General features: G+C 72.2%; 15 protein-coding genes, 1 tRNA gene and 1 pseudogene. 6 read left to right on the plus strand and 11 right to left on the minus strand.

Going from position 1 to position 15,210, the window contains the following annotated elements; genetic code table 11:
* Positions 1 to 179 precede the first annotated feature (179 nt).
* The 3 genes from F1D61_RS26410 (at position 180) to F1D61_RS26420 (ending at position 3,764) form a co-directional block, all read left to right on the plus strand.
* Entirely contained in the window at positions 180 to 626 is a 447-nt protein-coding gene (locus F1D61_RS26410) for a cupin domain-containing protein (RefSeq protein ID WP_203155093.1), read from the plus strand.
* A gap of 65 nt (positions 627 to 691) precedes the next feature.
* On the plus strand, positions 692 to 1,477 hold the full coding sequence (locus tag F1D61_RS26415) for an SDR family NAD(P)-dependent oxidoreductase (RefSeq protein WP_203155094.1): 786 nt from the start codon (positions 692 to 694) through the stop codon (positions 1,475 to 1,477).
* A gap of 148 nt (positions 1,478 to 1,625) precedes the next feature.
* Complete coding sequence (locus F1D61_RS26420; RefSeq protein WP_203155095.1) at positions 1,626 to 3,764, plus strand: TonB-dependent receptor; 2,139 nt, start codon at positions 1,626 to 1,628, stop codon at positions 3,762 to 3,764.
* 535 nt (positions 3,765 to 4,299) lie between these two features.
* Here the strand turns inward: F1D61_RS26420 and F1D61_RS26425 are convergent.
* A tRNA-Glu gene (locus F1D61_RS26425) sits at positions 4,300 to 4,375 on the minus strand.
* A 127-nt stretch (positions 4,376 to 4,502) separates the two neighbouring features.
* Here F1D61_RS26425 and rlmB point away from each other — a divergent pair.
* Positions 4,503 to 5,353, plus strand: a pseudogene (gene rlmB / locus F1D61_RS26430) (23S rRNA (guanosine(2251)-2'-O)-methyltransferase RlmB).
* A 39-nt stretch (positions 5,354 to 5,392) separates the two neighbouring features.
* Here rlmB and F1D61_RS26435 read toward each other — a convergent pair.
* The 10 genes from F1D61_RS26435 to phnG form a co-directional block, all read right to left on the minus strand.
* Positions 5,393 to 6,931 carry a CHAD domain-containing protein gene (locus tag F1D61_RS26435; RefSeq protein WP_203155096.1) on the minus strand — a complete coding sequence of 513 codons (1,539 nt, stop codon included), beginning with the start codon at positions 6,929 to 6,931 and terminating at the stop codon, positions 5,393 to 5,395.
* A gap of 145 nt (positions 6,932 to 7,076) precedes the next feature.
* On the minus strand, positions 7,077 to 7,610 hold the full coding sequence (phnN, locus tag F1D61_RS26440; RefSeq protein WP_203159288.1) for a phosphonate metabolism protein/1,5-bisphosphokinase (PRPP-forming) PhnN: 534 nt from the start codon (positions 7,608 to 7,610) through the stop codon (positions 7,077 to 7,079).
* Entirely contained in the window at positions 7,610 to 8,746 is a 1,137-nt protein-coding gene (locus F1D61_RS26445) for an alpha-D-ribose 1-methylphosphonate 5-triphosphate diphosphatase (protein WP_203155097.1), read from the minus strand. The genes phnN and F1D61_RS26445 overlap by 1 nt, the downstream gene beginning before the upstream one ends.
* 13 nt (positions 8,747 to 8,759) lie before the next feature.
* On the minus strand, positions 8,760 to 9,479 hold the full coding sequence (gene phnL, locus F1D61_RS26450) for a phosphonate C-P lyase system protein PhnL (protein ID WP_203155098.1): 720 nt from the start codon (positions 9,477 to 9,479) through the stop codon (positions 8,760 to 8,762).
* Positions 9,476 to 10,249 (minus strand): phosphonate C-P lyase system protein PhnK, encoded by a 774-nt coding sequence (gene phnK, locus F1D61_RS26455; RefSeq protein WP_203155099.1) that lies wholly within the window; start codon positions 10,247 to 10,249, stop codon positions 9,476 to 9,478. Before phnK ends, phnL begins: the two co-directional genes overlap by 4 nt.
* Before the next feature lie 37 nt (positions 10,250 to 10,286).
* Positions 10,287 to 11,015, minus strand: a complete 729-nt coding sequence (locus F1D61_RS34465; RefSeq protein WP_246775543.1) for a GNAT family N-acetyltransferase — start codon at positions 11,013 to 11,015, stop codon at positions 10,287 to 10,289.
* A complete protein-coding gene (locus tag F1D61_RS26465; RefSeq protein ID WP_203155100.1) occupies positions 11,008 to 11,883 on the minus strand; it encodes an alpha-D-ribose 1-methylphosphonate 5-phosphate C-P-lyase PhnJ in 876 nt (291 codons plus the stop codon). The genes F1D61_RS34465 and F1D61_RS26465 overlap by 8 nt, the downstream gene beginning before the upstream one ends.
* The gene (locus F1D61_RS26470) at positions 11,880 to 12,986 is read right to left on the minus strand and encodes a carbon-phosphorus lyase complex subunit PhnI (protein ID WP_203155101.1); all 1,107 of its coding nucleotides are present in this window, start codon (positions 12,984 to 12,986) and stop codon (positions 11,880 to 11,882) included. Before F1D61_RS26470 ends, F1D61_RS26465 begins: the two co-directional genes overlap by 4 nt.
* 2 nt (positions 12,987 to 12,988) lie before the next feature.
* A complete protein-coding gene (gene phnH / locus F1D61_RS26475) occupies positions 12,989 to 13,573 on the minus strand; it encodes a phosphonate C-P lyase system protein PhnH (RefSeq protein ID WP_203159289.1) in 585 nt (194 codons plus the stop codon).
* Positions 13,574 to 13,587: 14 nt separating this feature from the next.
* A complete protein-coding gene (phnG, locus tag F1D61_RS26480; protein ID WP_246776014.1) occupies positions 13,588 to 14,001 on the minus strand; it encodes a phosphonate C-P lyase system protein PhnG in 414 nt (137 codons plus the stop codon).
* Positions 14,002 to 14,147: 146 nt separating this feature from the next.
* Here phnG and phnF point away from each other — a divergent pair, with 146 nt between their 5' ends.
* Complete coding sequence (gene phnF / locus F1D61_RS26485) at positions 14,148 to 14,897, plus strand: phosphonate metabolism transcriptional regulator PhnF (protein WP_203155103.1); 750 nt, start codon at positions 14,148 to 14,150, stop codon at positions 14,895 to 14,897.
* An 81-nt stretch (positions 14,898 to 14,978) separates the two neighbouring features.
* A complete protein-coding gene (locus tag F1D61_RS26490) occupies positions 14,979 to 15,209 on the plus strand; it encodes a hypothetical protein (RefSeq protein WP_203155104.1) in 231 nt (76 codons plus the stop codon).
* The last annotated feature ends 1 nt before the right edge of the window (position 15,210 follow it).

Consider the following 15,210-nt stretch of genomic DNA (forward strand, 5'->3'; position numbering starts at 1 on the left):
TTTGGCGGCGAATTGTACGGGAGGGTAGCCGGCGCCGATCCTGCGTCAAGATCGAAGACTAAGGGGCTTCTAAAAAATTGCCCGCGACCGAAGCACACGGGACCGGCGTTTTCGCCCCTCCCGCCGCGCCCGAAGCCGCGCTAGCTTGATCGATTGGACGGGCCGCAGGGGAGGACGAGATGGCCGACAGCGCATCCGGCGCGCCGCCGAACAGGGGCCGGTTCGACATCGGGGCGATCGCCGCCGCCCTGCCCGAGAGCGCGACCACCATGCTGGTCGACACCTACCTGACCGACCGGCCGGCGGCGAGCGCCCGGGTGTTTCGCGTCTACCGGCCGACGCCGGCGCATTACCACGAGGGCTGCGACGAATACCTCTACGTGCTGTCCGGCCGCGGCACGTTCTGGATCGGCGAGCCGTCCGACGAGGCGGAGTTCGGGCCCGGCCAGCTCCTGTTCTTCGAGCGCGGCGTGATCCACGCCATGCCGCGGCTGATCGAGGGACCGGTGGTGTTCCTCTCCGTCGACACGCCCCGGCGCGCGCCGACCGACGTGATCTTCGTCGATCCCGCGACCGGCAGCGCGCAGAGCTTCATGGCCCGCAACGCGACGCCCGATCCGGCTTGACCTGCCGGCCACCGCCCGCGATGCAGGAGGCATAACCAACAGGCCTAACAACGGGAGGACATGCGATGGCGGACGAGGGCAAGGTCGCCTGGGTCACCGGCGCGGCGCGGGGCATCGGGCTGGCGACGGCGCAGCTCTTCCTCGACGAGGGCTGGCGCGTCGCGCTCCTCGACATCGACGGCGCGGCGCAACAGCGGGCCGCGGCGGCGCTCGACCGGCCCGACCACACCCTGGCGCTGACCGCCGACGTCGCCGACGCGGATGCCGTGGCGCAGGCGGTCGCCGCCATCGAGGCCCGTTTCGGCCGGCTCGATGCGCTGGTCAACAATGCCGGCACCGCGGTGTTCAAGCCGCTCCTCGAGACCAGCCCCGCCGAGTGGGCCCGGGTGCTCGCCGTCAACCTCACCGGCCCGTTCCTGTGCGTGCAGGCGGCGGCCCCGGTGATGGCCCGGGGCGGCGGCGGCGCCATCGTCAACATCACGTCGATCTCGGGGCAGCGCGCCTCGACCCTGCGGGTCGCCTACGGCACCAGCAAGGCCGCGCTCAAGCACCTGACGAAGCAGCAGGCGGTGGAGCTTGCCCACCTGAACATCCGGGTCAACGCCGTGGCGCCGGGCCCGGTCGACACCGCCATGGCCAAGGAGGTCCACAGCCCCGCCATCCGCGCCGACTACCACGACGCCGTGCCGCTCAACCGCTACGGCCTGGAGCGCGAGATCGCCGACGCCATCGTCTACCTGTGCGGCCCGCGGGCGAGCTACGTCACCGGCCAGACGCTCGCGGTCGATGGCGGCTTCGATGCCGCCGGGATCGGGCTGCCGACCCTGCGGCGGGACCTGGCCGGGCGCTGAGGAGGCGGGACCGCGCGGCGCGCGGATACTCCCCCATGTTGTAATAACGTTACGCTTGGCGCGCCTCGTGCGGGGCGCGCCGGCTGCCCCCTTGCCAGCCCGTCCCTCGTCGCGCGAATGCAATGTTATAGCGTTTGCGGGGGCGAGGATGAGCAAGGTCGGATCGTTCGGGGCGGGCCCGGTGCTGCTGGCGGCGGCCTTCACCCTTGCCAGCCCGGCGGCCCGGGCCGAGGACATCGCCCTCGATACGATCGACGTCGCCTCGCCGAGCCCCATCGCCGCGGCGCCCGCCGGCGGGGCGGGGGCGGGGGGCACCTTCCCGGTCGGGGTGCTGCCGGTCGTCACCACCACCTTCTCGCCGGTCACGGTCGTGACGCAAGGCGAGATCGCGCGCCAGCAGCCCCGCACCCTGGGCGACGCCCTGTTCGACCGGCCCGGCCTCTCCGCCACCACCTACGCGCCGGGCGGCGCGAGCCGGCCGATCATCCGCGGCCTCGATACCGGCCGGGTGCGGATCCAGGAGAACGGCATCGGCGTCCAGGACGTTTCGGATCTCGGCGAGGACCACGCCGTGCCGATCAACCCCCTCGTCGCCAACCGCATCGAGGTGATCCGCGGTCCGGCATCGCTCCGCTACGGCAGCCAGGCGATCGGCGGCGTGGTCTCGGTGGAGGACAACCGCATCCCGACGCTCCCTCCGCCGAACGGCTTTGCCGGGCGGGTGACGACGGGATACTCGTCCGTCGATAACGGCCGCAACGGCGCCGCGACGATCGATGCCGCCGGTCCATCGGTCGCCTTCCACGCCGACGGCTTCAAGACCGCCGCCGACAGCTACGACACGCCGCTCGGCATCCAGCGCAACTCGGCGAACGAATCCCAGGGCGGCGCGGTCGGGATGTCGTACCTGTTCGACCGCGGCTTCGTCGGCCTGTCGTTCAGCCACTACGACGCGCTCTACCAGATCCCGGGCGGCGAGGCCGCCGACAGCCGCACCCGCCTCGACCCGACCCAGGACCGGCTCCAGGCCAAGGGCGAGTACCGCCCGCTCGAGGGGCCGGTGGAGGCGATCCGGTTCTGGCTCGGCGGCTCGACCTACCGCCACAACGAGATCGGCATCGGCGGCGACGGGATCGACGGCATCCAGGCCACCTTCAAGAACCGTCAGGCGGAAGGACGGCTCGAGATCCAGCACGTGCCGGTCGTCACGCCGCTGGGCACGCTCACCGGCGCGCTCGGCCTCCAGACCGACCGGCGGCTGATCGGCACCTCGGGCGAGGCCGGCGGCCTCCTGGCGCCGACCGATTCGCGCAGCAACGCCGTCTACCTGTTCGAGGAGTTGGCGCTGGAGCGCGGCCTGCGGCTCCAGGCGGCGGGCCGGATGGAGGGCGCCCGCTCCACCGGCACCGCGACTTTGTTTCCCGGCGACTACATCCCGGTCGACGGCGAGGACCCGCTCTCCTATGGCCGCCGCCGGCACTTCGCCCCGAAGAGCGCGAGCTTCGGCATCCTCCAAGACCTGCCCGACGGCTTCGTCGCCAGCCTGACCGGGCAATATGTCGAGCGGGCGCCGTCGGCCTTCGAGCTCTATTCCCGCGGACCGCACGACGCGACCGAAACCTTCGAGATCGGCGACCCGAACCTGAAGAAGGAGCGCGCCCGCACCATCGAGGCCAGCATCCGCCGCGCCGTCGGCCCGTTCCGCCTCGATGCCACCGGCTACTACACCCGCTATACCGGCTTCATCTACAAGCGCCTGACCGGCTTGCGCTGCGGCGACGACTTCGGCAGCTGCGGCAGCGACGACGAGCTGGCCCAGATCGTGTACTCGCAGCAGAACGCGACCTTCGCGGGTGCCGAGATCGGCTCGCAGCTCGATCTCCTGCCGATCGGCAACGGCTTTGCCGGCATCGAGGCGCAGTACGACTTCGTGCGCGCGACCTTCGACGACGGCACCTACGTGCCGCGCATCCCGCCGCACCGGGTCGGCGGCGGTGTGTTCGTCAGGGCCGACGGCTGGTACGCGCGGATGAACCTGCTCCACGCCTTCGCCCATACCGAGACCGCGCCCTACGAGACGCGCACGCCCGGCTACGACAACCTGCGGGCGGAGGTCAGCTACACCAAGGCCTTCGACCTCGCGACGACCGGCTGGAGCGAGGTGACGCTCGGCGTGCAGGGCACGAACCTGCTCAACGACGTGATCCGCAACTCGGCCTCGTTCAAGAAGGACGAGATCGTCCTGCCGGGGCGGAACGTGCGGGTTTTCCTGACGGCGCGGTTCTGAACGCCGCATTCCGCCGAGGGACCGAGGCCAGGCGCATCGCCGCGGCCTTGGACCCCGAACGGTTCGCCCGCCGGTGCGGCCAAGTCGGATCCCGCGCGGCCGTCTTCGGGGATCTAGGGGGCGTCACGACGCGGGCGCGGCGCTGTCCCCGCCCAGGCCCCGCCACCGAGACCCTGCGAGACGTCGACGATCGCGCCGTTCGGGAACCGCCGACATGAGGCGTCGGGCACGACACCTTGATCCTGCTCCCGCCAACCCCGGGCCGCGCATCTCCGGCGAGGCGTTCGAGCGCTCGGAGACCGGCCCATGGTACTGCTGGAGAGAGACGAAGGGCACACGGCCTGTAAGGCCGGAGCCCCGCGGCAGCGGACTGCCACGCGCCTCGCGGCGGCTGGCAGCGGCTTCGCGTTGGAGGTGCCGGATCAGCCCGCACAGGCCGGGCGTACATCATACGGCTCCGCATCATTGTGAGGCGGTTATATGGCCAAGCGCTTGGCAACGCACCACGCAGAATCGGCGGATTGCCGGATTTTGGTGGCGCGCCCTACGGGACTCGAACCCGTGTTTTCGCCGTGAAAGGGCGACGTCCTAGACCGCTAGACGAAGGGCGCTCAAGCGGGGCGAGGGGAGCTATAGTGGGGTTCTTTCGGGAGGGCAACAGGATTGATGGGCTTGACGGACACCGATGGCTCGGTCTTGTCGGCGCCGGGTTGGCCTTGAACGCGGGCGGGACGACGGATGACGACGAGGCAGACGCCGCGCGGGGGCGGTTGGAAGGGCGGGCAGGGCCAGGGCTGGGCCGGCAAGGGCGGCCCGGGTCGAGGCGGTCCCGGCAAGGGCGGGCCCGGCAGAGGCGGGTCAGGCTGGAAGCCCGGCGGCGACGATGACGGGCCGGCGGTGCTGTATGGCTGGCATCCGGTCTCGGAGGCCCTGCGCAACCCGAACCGGCAGTTCATCAAGCTGCTTGCCACCGAGAACGCGGCGGTGCGCCTCGCCGAGGAGGTCGGCGAGCTGCGCATCGCGCCGGAGATCGTCAAGCCGGGCACCATCACCGGGCTGCTCGGGCCGGAACCGGTGCATCAGGGTCTCTATCTCGAGGCCGAGCCGCTGGAGGGCCCGGCCTTCGACGCGCTGCCCGACGACGCGGTGCTGCTCGCCCTCGACCAGATCACCGATCCGCACAATGTCGGGGCGATCGTGCGCACGGCGGCGGCGTTCGGGTCACCGCCATCGTCACCACCGCCCGGCACTCGCCGACGGTCACCGGCGTGCTCGCCAAATCCGCCTCGGGCGGGCTCGAGCACGTGCCGTTCGTGGTGGTGCGCAACCTCGCCGAAGCCCTGATCGAGCTCGGCGAGCGCGGCTTCACCCGGGTCGGGCTCGATTCGGAGGCGCCCGAGACCCTCGATGCCGTCGGGCCGAAGACGCCGCTCGTCGTGGTGCTCGGGGCCGAGGGCAAGGGCCTGCGCCAGCGCACCCGCGAATGCTGCGACGTGATGGCCCGCATCCCGTTCCGCGGGGCGATCCAGAGCATCAACGTCTCGAACGCCGCGGCGATCACGCTGTACGCTCTGATGCCCCGGTCCTGATGTCCCGCGCCTGAGCCGGACAGGCGCGGGAGCCGGACATCAGCGCCAGAACGGGCGCACGTCGATCAGGGCGCGATGCGCCTTGTCGGCTTCGGCGAGCAGGTGCCCGGTCCGCGCCTCGGTATCGGCGGTGGCCATGCCCGCCGCGAACACCGCGCCCTCCGGCGCGCCCTTGGCGAGCTCGGCCGCCAGCGTGTGGGCGGTGGCGATGTCGTTGAGGTCGCCGAGATGGTCCTGGAGGTCGGCCAGGGCCTCGACGAAGACCTTGTGGCGCTTGGCGGCCTTCTTGCCGTCGTAGAGGGCGGCGAAGAACTCGGCGCCGTAGCGCAGCTTCTTGGCGGCGATCCGCACCCGGTGGCGTGCCTCGGGATCGAGATCGGCGAGGTGGCGCCCGCGCTTCTTCACCTGGCGGCGGCGGCGCTCCAGCTCCTCGGTGGCGAAGGCCCGGGCCGGGCCGTCGCGCCGGTCGGCATTCGGGTTGTCGGGGCCGAGCCAGGGGCCGGCCTCGATCCAGGCGACGAGGTCGAGGAGGAGGTCGCGCCACTCGCGGCTCTCCAGCACCGCCCGCACCGCGTCGTGCGCCGTCGCGCGCTCGGTCTCGAGGTGGCGCTCCAGGATCAGGAGGCCGGTCTCGTCCGGCCGGCGCTCGCGCTCCAGCGGCAGGGTCTTGCCGAGATAGACGTCGAGGTTGCGGGCGTGGCCGAAGGGCTCGCTCAGGCGCTTCAGCTCCGCCTTGATCCCCGGCATCCGCCGGTCCTCGACCACGCTGCCGAACAGCGAGAAGGCCGAGCGCAGGCGGCGCAACGACACCCGCAGCTGGTGCAGGGCCTCGACGTCGCGGCGGGCGAGCAGCACGGTCTCGTTGAGGCGCATCTGGCGCAGGCAGGCGAAGGCCACGGCCTTGAACGCGTCGGCGGCCGTCATCCCGGTATCGAGGGGCACCGGCTCGGCCTTCACGGCCCGGTTGAGGCGGCCCTTGATCAGGGCGTCGCCGCGCTCGAACTTGCTCAGCACGCCGAGGCGCAGGGGCACGTCGGCCCCGATCGTGCGGGCGAGATCGAACAGGGCCGAGGGCACGCCGCCGGTCAACTCGAACTCGATCTCGCTGATCGGCGAGACGCGGTCGTCCGGCGCCCAGATCCGGCCGCGGTCGAGGGCGACCTCGATGCGGCTGCCGGCCGGCCCGGTATCGGCGAGGCGGCGCATGCTCCGGGTCACCGTGGAGGAATAGAGCGGGTTCAGATCCGTCGCGCCGTCGAGGAGCTTGGCGACGGGCGTGCCGGCGAGGGCGGCAGGCTCGGGCGTCGGCCCGGCGATGTCGCTCTCCCATTCCGACCGGTCGAACAGGCCGGCCCCGCCGCCGCCCCGGGCCTTCACGGTCTGGATGTGGCGGTCGCCGTCCTGGCGCACCCGCAGGGTGTAGCCGGCCTCGCGCAAGGAGCCGTCCGGCGTGTCGTAATAGACCGAGGTCAACTCGGTCTCGGTCCAGTCTCCGGCGAGCAGCGGGTGCTCCCGCAGGCGGGCGAGGTCGGAGGCCTCGACATCCAGCTTCAGCTCGGTCTCGCGCGGTTCGCTCATCACGGTGGTCCTGGTCTCCCGTTCGGTCCGCCACATAGGGGGGCCCGATACGGAAATCATGAACGAGGGCCGAAAGTTTCGCAAAGCGCGGCCGCCGGGGCCGTTCATCGTGGTCCGGACGCCTGACGCAGCGACACGAACGCCGTCAGCGCGCCCGCAGATGGGCGAGGAGCCGGGCCGCCCCGTCCTCCGGCGGGCCGTCATTCATCACCACGAGGTCGGCGATGACCGATGCCGAGCGGGAGAGCCGCGCGCCGAGGTCGCCGTCCTCCCGCCGGCCGCGGGCGGCGAGGCGGGCGGCCAGCACCTCGGGCGGCGCGGTGACCTCGATCACGGTGACGCCGGGCAGGCGCCGGCGGGCCTCGCCCACCACCCGGCGCGAGACGTTGCAGACGACGACATGCCCGTCGCGCGCGAGCGCGACCGTCTCCGCCGGCAGCGCGTAGCCGAGGTTGTGGGCGCGCCAGGACAGGGCGAAGCGGCCCTCCGCCTCGCCCGCGGAAAAATCCGCCTCGTCGATCGGCAGGTTGTCCTCGTGGGCGGAGGGCGGCCGGGTGACGAGGCGGCGCGGGAAGACGTAGCGGGGCTCTCCCGCGAGCGCCTCGCGCGCGAGCCGCAGGAGCGTGTCCTTGCCGGCTCCGCTCGGGCCGACGACGAGGACGAAGCCGCCATCCGCCATCACGCCACCCGCCGTCCCTGGCGCCAGACCTGGCGCACCACCGGCACGCCCTCGGCGAGGCGCACCCGCACGAGGTCGGCCCGCAACGCCGGGGCGATGCGCCCGCGGTCGTCGAGACCGGTGGCCCGGGCCGGGTTGGCGGTGACGGTGGCGACCGCCTCCGGCAGGGTGATCGAGGGGACCCGCTCGGGCAGGCCGAACGCCGCCATCAGGAGGCTCGCCGGCACGTAATCGGAGGAGAGCACGTCGAGGAGGCCGTCCCGGGCCAGGTCCTCGGCCGCGACGTTGCCGGAATGCGAGCCGCCCCGGATCAGGTTCGGCGCCCCCATCATCACGGTGATGCCGGCGTCGTGCGCGGCCTGCGCCGCCTCCAGGGTGGTGGGGAATTCGGCCAGCCGCACGCCCTCGTTCCTCGCCATGGCGACGTCGGCGAGCGTGGTGTCGTCGTGGCTGGCGAGCGCGATGCCGCGCTCCCGGGCCAGCGCCACCAGGGCCGGGCGGTTGACCGCGTTGAAGGCCTGGCCGTCGCGGATCTTGAGCGCGGTGTTGGCCTGGATCTCGACGATCGAGCGGCCGCCGCGGGTGGCGTAGGTGTAATATTTCTCGATGTCGCGGAACTGGCGCTGGCCGGGGGTGTGGTCCATCAGCGAGATCAGCCCGACGGGGTAGAGCGCGGTGAAGTCCCGCACCGTGTCGAGGAGGTCGGCGGAGGGGATCTCGCAGCGCAGGTGCGTCAGGTGCTCGGCGCGGAACAGGTCGGCGCCCTTGGCGGTCTCGATCGCGCCGGCGAGCTGCATCAGCTCGGGCCCCAAGCCGCTGCCGTCCGGGTCGCTGCCGGCGCGCAGCGAATCGAACACCGTGGTGATGCCGGAGGCGGCGATCTGCGCATCGTAGGCGAGCACGGCGCCGAGCGGGTGCCAGCGCACCTTGGGGCGGGGCGCGTAGTGGCTCTCGAGGTGGTCGGTATGGAGCTCGACGAGGCCCGGGATCAGGTGGTCGCCCTGGAGGTCGAGGCCGCGTTCCGGCGCCCGGCCCTCGCCGATCTCGGCGATGCGGCCGTCGACCATGGCGAGCCAGCCGTGCTGCACCCGGTCGGGCAGCACCAGGGTGGCGTTCTCGAGGATCCGGTCTTGCATGGAGGTCCCCTTCTTATGCGGCACGTTTCTGCGCGAAGGCGGTGACGTCGACCACCCGGGTCGCCACCGCCTCGCGGACGTCGGTGTCGTGGAAGATGCCGAGCAACGCCGCGCCGGCGGCCTGGCGGGCGCGGATCAGATCGACCACCACGGCGCGGTTCTGCGCGTCGAGGGAGGCGGTCGGCTCGTCGAGGAGCAGGATCGGCCGCTCGGCGATCAGCCCGCGGGCGATGTTGACCCGCTGCTGCTCGCCGCCCGAGAAGGTCGCGGGCGGCAGGTCCCACAGGCGCTCCGGCAGGTTGAGGCGGGAGAGCAGTTCCTCGGCGCGGGCGAGCGCGATGTCGGCGGGCAGGCCGCCCTCGCGGCCGGCGGCGGCCACCACCTCGCGGGCGCCGACCCGCGGGATCACCCGCAGGAACTGCGACACGTAGGAGATGGTGCGGCGGCGCAGGGCCAGCACCTCGCGGGGCGAGGCCGAGGCCACGTCGATCACGGTTTCACCGTCGCGGACCAGGATCCGTCCGCGGTCGCAGCGGTAATTGCCGTAGGCCATCTTGAGGAGCGAGGACTTGCCCGCCCCCGATGGCCCGCCGAGCACCACGCATTCGCCCGGATGCACGGCGAGATCGGCGCCGCCCATCACCGGCAGTTGCACGCCGCCGCGCAGGTGCAGGGTGAAGGTCTTGGCGACGTCGCGGAATTCGAGGGCCGGGGAATCTTGAGCGGGATTCATGCGGCGAGCACCGAGGAGACGAGGAGCTGGGTGTAGGGCTCACGGGGATCGTCGAGCACCTGATCGGTCAGGCCGGTCTCGATCACCCGGCCGGCGCGCATCACCATCACCCGGTGCGACAGGAGCCGGGCCACCGCGAGGTCGTGGGTGACGATGACGACGGCGAGCCCCAGTTCCGCGACGAGGCCGCGGATCAGGTCGAGGAGGCGGGCCTGGACCGACACATCCAACCCCGAGGTCGGCTCGTCCATCAGCACCAGCCGCGGGCCGGTGACGAGGTTGCGGGCGATCTGGAGCCGCTGGCGCATGCCGCCGGAGAACCGCGTCGGCGGGTCGTCGATCCGGTCGGCGGCGATCTCGACCTTGTCCAGCCACTCGAGCGCCGTGCCGCGGATGGTGCCGTAATGGCGGGCACCCGCGCCCATCAGCCGCTCGCCGACATTGCCGCCGGCCGAGACCGCCATGCGCAGGCCCTTGGCCGCGTCCTGGCGCACGAAGCCCCAATCGGTCCGCATCAGGGCACGGCGCTCGGCCTCGCTCAAGGTCGCGAGGTCGCGCATCACCCCGTCGCGCATCCGGTAGGAGACGCTGCCGGAATCGGGGCTGAGCTCGGTGGCGATCAGCGACAGCAGCGTCGACTTGCCGGAGCCGGATTCGCCGACGATCGCCAGCACCTCGCCGGGATCGAGATCGAACGACACGTCGGCGCAAGCCGTGCGGGCGCCGTAATGCCTGGTCAGGCCGCGGGCCTGGAGCAGCGGGGCGCTCATGCGGTCTCCTCCGTGTCGGTCACGAGGCTGGTTGGGATCAAGGAGAGGCGCAGGTTTTCCCCTCCCCCCTCTGCGGGGGAGGGTGGCGAGCGGAGCGAGCCGGGAGAGGGGACGCCGCTTCCGGAGAAGTCGCGCGCTTCGTGAAGGGCGCCACCTGGAGTAGCGTCGCGCTGCCCCTCTCCCGGCCTACTTCGTAGGCCACCCTCCCCCGCAGAGGGGGAGGGGAAAACCCGCGCCTTCTCGTTTCCCCGGGCAGCCCGGCCGCGGGCGGGGAGAGGGAACCCACGGCTTCTCCGTCCGCGGACGGCCCGTTACCGGTCGTAAAGGGCGGATCCAACCGGAAGCTGTAGCCGTATCGCTCGAAGCCGAGGCTCTCGTAGAAGCGGTGCGCGGGCTTCGCGTCGACGTTCGAGGACAGGGCGACCTTGTAGCAGCCCTTCTCGCCGGCCATACGGCCGGCCTCCCGCATCATGATCCGGCCGAGGCCGGTGCCGCGCTCCGTGGCGCTCACGACGACGCTCTCGACGAGGGCCGACGGCATGCCCCAATGGGCGATGTTGTCGAGGATGACGAGGCAGAAGGTGCCGACGATCCGCCCCTCGACCTCCGCGACGTAGAGCCCGTAATCGGGGTAAGCGTCGAGGCGCGCCAGCAGCGCCTCGGCCTGGTCCAGGGTCGCGACCCGGCCGGCGTTCAATTCGGCATAGAGGCCGAGCACGGCCGGCAGGTCGGGCTTGCCGGCGCGGCGGATGGTCGGGTCAGGCATGCGCCGCCTCCATGCCGCCGGTGCCGGCATGACCGTCTGCCCGGCGCTCCTCGCAATGGTCGGTATCCGAGCAGACGAACATCCGCCCGCCGGCATCGTCGAGCAGCACCTCATCCAGGTAGACACCCTCGGCGCCGCACAATGCACAAGGACGGTCGAAGCTCTGGACCCGGAACGGATGGTCCTCGAAATCGAGGCTCCTCACCCGCGTATGGGGCGGCACGGCGTAGATCCGCTTCTCGCGGCCGGCGCCGAAGAGCTGGAGCGCCGGGCAATCGTCCATCTTCGGGTTGTCGAATTTCGGTGTCGGCGAGGGGTCCATGACGTAGCGGCCCGCCACCTCGACCGGATAGGCGTAGGTGGTGGCGATGTGGCCGTGGCGGGCGATGTCCTCGTAGAGCTTGACGTGCATCAGCCCGTATTCGGCCAGGGCGTGGAGCTGGCGCGTCTCGGTCTCCCGCGGCTCGAGGAAGCGCAGAGGCTCGGGGATCGGCACCTGGTAGACCAGCACCTGGCCCTCGTGCAGCGGCGCCTCCGGGATGCGGTGGCGGGTCTGGATCACGGTTGCGTCCCGGGTGCGGGTGGTGACCGCGACATTGCTCGTGCGGGCGAAGAAGGCGCGGATCGAGACCGCGTTGGTGGTGTCGTCCGAGCCCTGGTCGATGACCTTGAGCACGTCGCTCCGGCCGAGGATCGCGGCCGTCACCTGCACGCCGCCGGTGCCCCAGCCATAGGGCATCGGCATCTCGCGCGAGGCGAAGGGCACTTGGTAGCCGGGGATCGCGATCGCCTTGAGGATCGCCCGGCGGATCATCCGCTTGGTGCCCTCGTCGAGATAGGCGAAGTTGTAGCCGGTCTCGGCGCTCATTCGGCGGCCTCCTTCATCGCGGGGGCTTCGTGCCGCGCGGCATGTTCGGTGCGAAGCCGCCGCACCAGCTCCAGCTCGGCCTGGAAATCGACGTAGTGGGGCAGCTTCAGGTGCTCGACGAAGCCGGTCGCCTGGAGCGCGTCGCAATGGGCCAGCACGAATTCCTGGTCCTGTGCCGGGGCGCCGACCGGCTCGCCCAGTTCCTCGGCCCGGAGCGCGCGGTCGACGAGGGCCATCGCCATCGCCTTGCGCTCGCTCTGCCCGAAGGCGAGGCCGTAGCCGCGGGTGAATTGCGGCGGCACCTCGGCGCTGCCGTGGAACTGGTTGACCATCTGGCACTCGGTGAGGGCGACTTCGCCGAGCGGCACCGCGAAACCCAGCTCCTCCGGCACGAACTCGACCGCCACCGTGCCGACCCGGATCTCGCCGACGAAGGGGTGGGTGCGGCCGTAGCCGCGCTGGGTCGAGTAGCCGAGCGCCAGCACGAAGCCCTCGTCGCCCCGCGCCAGCGCCTGGAGGCGGAGCGCCCGGTCGGCCGGAAAGTCGAGGGGCTCGCGGGTGAGGTCGCCCGGGGGTGCGCCGTCGTCGGGGGCGCAGCGCTCGATCAGCCCGTCGTTCCCTAAGAGGTCTGTGACCCGCGGGGCGTGGGCGGCATCCGGCAGCGGCTCGGCCTGTTCGGCGGGCGGTGCCTCGCCCTCGGCGGCGAGCGCGAAGTCGATCAGCCGGTGGGTGTAGTCGAAGGTCGGCCCGAGCACCTGGCCGCCGGGCAGGTCCTTGTAGGTGGCGGAGATGCGACGACGGAGGGTCATCGCGCCGGTCTCGACCGGCTCGGAGGCGCCGAAGCGGGGCAGGGTGGTGCGGTAGGCCCGCACCAGGAACACCGCCTCGATCAGGTCGCCGCGGGCCTGCTTGAGGGCGAGCGCGGCGAGGTCGGGATCGTGCAGCGAGCCCTCGGTCATCACCCGGTCGACGAGGAGCGCCATCTGCTCGCGGATCTGCGCCACCGAGAGCTCGGGCACGCTCGCGTCGCCCCGGCGGGTCTCGGCCAGCAGCCGGTGCGCGTTGGCGATGGCGGCCTCGCCGCCCTTCACGGCCACGTACATGCTCAGCCCTCCTGGACGCGGGTGGAGCGCGGCAGCGCGGCGATGCGGCCGGGGGCTGCCAGGATCAGGTCGACTCCTTGCGGGAAGCCGGCATGGTTGCGGGCGAGACGGGGAAGGATGTCCGCCGGGAGCGGCGAGGCCGACAGGCGGGCGCTCCCCCGGATTCCCGGCCCGTCGAGGTGCCAGCCTTCGTTCGACAGGGCGGCAACCGCCAGCACCAGGGTCGTGGAGCGGTCGGGATAGGCCGGCGTTCCTCGCGCGAAGGTCCCGAAATCCGGGCAGGCGGCGGCATCCGAGACCAGCGCGAACGCCGCCTCCATCGGGTCTTGGGTGATCCGCGCGCCGGTATGGAAGCGCAGGAACTCCGCCACCGCCGGGTTTCGCGCGAGAGCCGCATCGAGCCAGAACGGCGCATCGGCATCGCCGAGCGCCAGGGCGATGGCGGCGAGCTCGGGCGCCAGCGGCGCGGGCGGCGCGAGTTCCGTGGCAAGGGCCTGGATCGTGCCGGGACGCGCCAGCGCATCCATGACGGCGCGGAAGACGCCCTGGGCGTCGTGGACGGGGTCGGCAAAGCCGCGGGCGAGCATCGATCCTCTCGCCATCAATCCTCTCCCCGGGCCATGGTGAAGAAATTCACCCGCGTCGCCGCGATCCGGCGCGCCTCCGCCGCGCGCTCCTCGTCCCGGCGCAGGGCGACCGGCCTCAGCGCCGCCTCGACCGCCGCACGCCGCGCCGGGACCTGCCACAGCGCGTCGAGGGTCGCGGCGAGCCGCGCCTTCGCGCGGTCGCGGCCGAGCTGGTAGGCGAAGCCGGTCTCGCCGCCGGGGAGGCGCACCGCCGCCCGGGTCACCGTCGCCTCGCCGAGGTTGAACGGCCGCCCGTCGCCGCCGATGCGGCCGCGGGTCATCACCAAGCCGGTCTCCGGCGGGCGCAGGTCTTCGACGGTGTCGGTGGCGCCGAGCTGCGTCAGCGCCCGGCGCAGTTCCTCGGAGCGGGCCTGACCGCACAAAGCCATCACGGCGCGGCGAGCCGCGAGTTCGGGCGTTTCGGGCCGGCGGGGGGCCGGGTTAGGATCGGGCATCGCGAGGTCCGCTGGCATCTCGATTGTCTAATGGTATAGACAACCGACGATCCGGGAGCAAATGAAGTTTGGATGACGGTATGGATGCGAGGGGCGACGGTCCGGTGACGGTGCTGGCACGGGGCGAGGGCCTGGCGGCGTGGCGCCAGATCGCGGACGGCCTGGCGGCCGACATCGAAGCCGGGCGCCTGGCTGCCGGCGCGCAGCTGCCGACGGAAGCGGCGCTGGCGGCACGGTACGGGGTCAACCGCCACACCGTGCGCCGGGCGCTGGCGGCGCTCGCCGAACGCGGGCTGGTGCGGGCGACGCAGGGGCGCGGCACCTTCGTGGAGACGCCGCGGCTCGCCTACCCGATCGGCCGGCGCACCCGCTTCTCCGAGATCGTGAGCCGGGCCGGCCGCGAGGCCTGGGGCGACCTGATCACCGCAGAGACCGTGCCGGCCGATCCCGCCACCGCGGAGATGCTGCGCATCGCCCCCGGGGATCCGATGCTCGAACTGCTGACGATCCACCGCGCCGACGGCACGCCGCTCTCCACCGCCCGCACCTGCCTGCCGCTGCCGCGCTTCACGGGCTTCGCGGCGGCCTATCAGGCCCTGGGCTCGCTCACCCGCGCCTATGCCGAGTTCGGCATCGCCGACTACACCCGCCTGTCGACCCGCATCCACGCCCGCCCGGCCGCCGCCGACGAGGCCGCCCGCCTCGATCTCGCGCCCGGCCGGGTGCTGATCCTGCTCACCAGCGTCAATGTCGATGCGGCCGGCCTGCCGATCCAGGCGACGTGCAGCCTGTTCGCGGCGGACCGGGTGGAACTGGTGGTGGAGGGGTAGGGGCGAGCACGTCCCGCGAGGAACCCGAACTTCCGGCCCATGAGGCGGTTACCCCCGCGCCTCGCGCCGGAGTTTCCCACCATGCTCGCCCGCCTGACCTGTGCCGCCCTGTTCGTCGCCGCCAGCGTCTTGCCGCTCACGCCCGCCACGGCCGGACCGGCGCAGGACTACCAGTACCAGCGCCGGCAGCTCGGCCGGGGCCAGGTCTGCCGGCCGCCGCTGAAATTCGCGGCCGGCGCCTGCGTGCGGCGCTGCCCGGCGGGCTACCAGGACATGGGCGGCTATTGCCGCCTGCGCAACATGCAGCGCTGAC

This window comes from Methylobacterium aquaticum, assembly GCF_016804325.1.
GTDB classification, from domain to species: Bacteria; Pseudomonadota; Alphaproteobacteria; order Rhizobiales; family Beijerinckiaceae; genus Methylobacterium; species Methylobacterium aquaticum_C.

Bases quoted from the DNA above. Each gene is read 5' to 3' on its own strand.
- F1D61_RS26410 (WP_203155093.1), top strand. From the start codon at position 180: ATGGCCGACAGCGCATCCGGCGCGCCGCCGAACAGGGGCCGGTTCGAC.
- F1D61_RS26415 (WP_203155094.1), top strand. From the start codon at position 692: ATGGCGGACGAGGGCAAGGTCGCCTGGGTCACCGGCGCGGCGCGGGGC.
- F1D61_RS26420 (WP_203155095.1), top strand. From the start codon at position 1,626: ATGAGCAAGGTCGGATCGTTCGGGGCGGGCCCGGTGCTGCTGGCGGCG.
- F1D61_RS26435 (WP_203155096.1), bottom strand. From the start codon at position 6,931: ATGAGCGAACCGCGCGAGACCGAGCTGAAGCTGGATGTCGAGGCCTCC.
- phnN (WP_203159288.1), bottom strand. From the start codon at position 7,610: ATGGCGGATGGCGGCTTCGTCCTCGTCGTCGGCCCGAGCGGAGCCGGC.
- F1D61_RS26445 (WP_203155097.1), bottom strand. From the start codon at position 8,746: ATGCAAGACCGGATCCTCGAGAACGCCACCCTGGTGCTGCCCGACCGG.
- phnL (WP_203155098.1), bottom strand. From the start codon at position 9,479: ATGAATCCCGCTCAAGATTCCCCGGCCCTCGAATTCCGCGACGTCGCC.
- phnK (WP_203155099.1), bottom strand. From the start codon at position 10,249: ATGAGCGCCCCGCTGCTCCAGGCCCGCGGCCTGACCAGGCATTACGGC.
- F1D61_RS34465 (WP_246775543.1), bottom strand. From the start codon at position 11,015: ATGCCTGACCCGACCATCCGCCGCGCCGGCAAGCCCGACCTGCCGGCC.
- F1D61_RS26465 (WP_203155100.1), bottom strand. From the start codon at position 11,883: ATGAGCGCCGAGACCGGCTACAACTTCGCCTATCTCGACGAGGGCACC.
- F1D61_RS26470 (WP_203155101.1), bottom strand. From the start codon at position 12,986: ATGTACGTGGCCGTGAAGGGCGGCGAGGCCGCCATCGCCAACGCGCAC.
- phnH (WP_203159289.1), bottom strand. From the start codon at position 13,573: ATGCTCGCCCGCGGCTTTGCCGACCCCGTCCACGACGCCCAGGGCGTC.
- phnG (WP_246776014.1), bottom strand. From the start codon at position 14,001: ATGGCTTTGTGCGGTCAGGCCCGCTCCGAGGAACTGCGCCGGGCGCTG.
- phnF (WP_203155103.1), top strand. From the start codon at position 14,148: ATGGATGCGAGGGGCGACGGTCCGGTGACGGTGCTGGCACGGGGCGAG.
- F1D61_RS26490 (WP_203155104.1), top strand. From the start codon at position 14,979: ATGCTCGCCCGCCTGACCTGTGCCGCCCTGTTCGTCGCCGCCAGCGTC.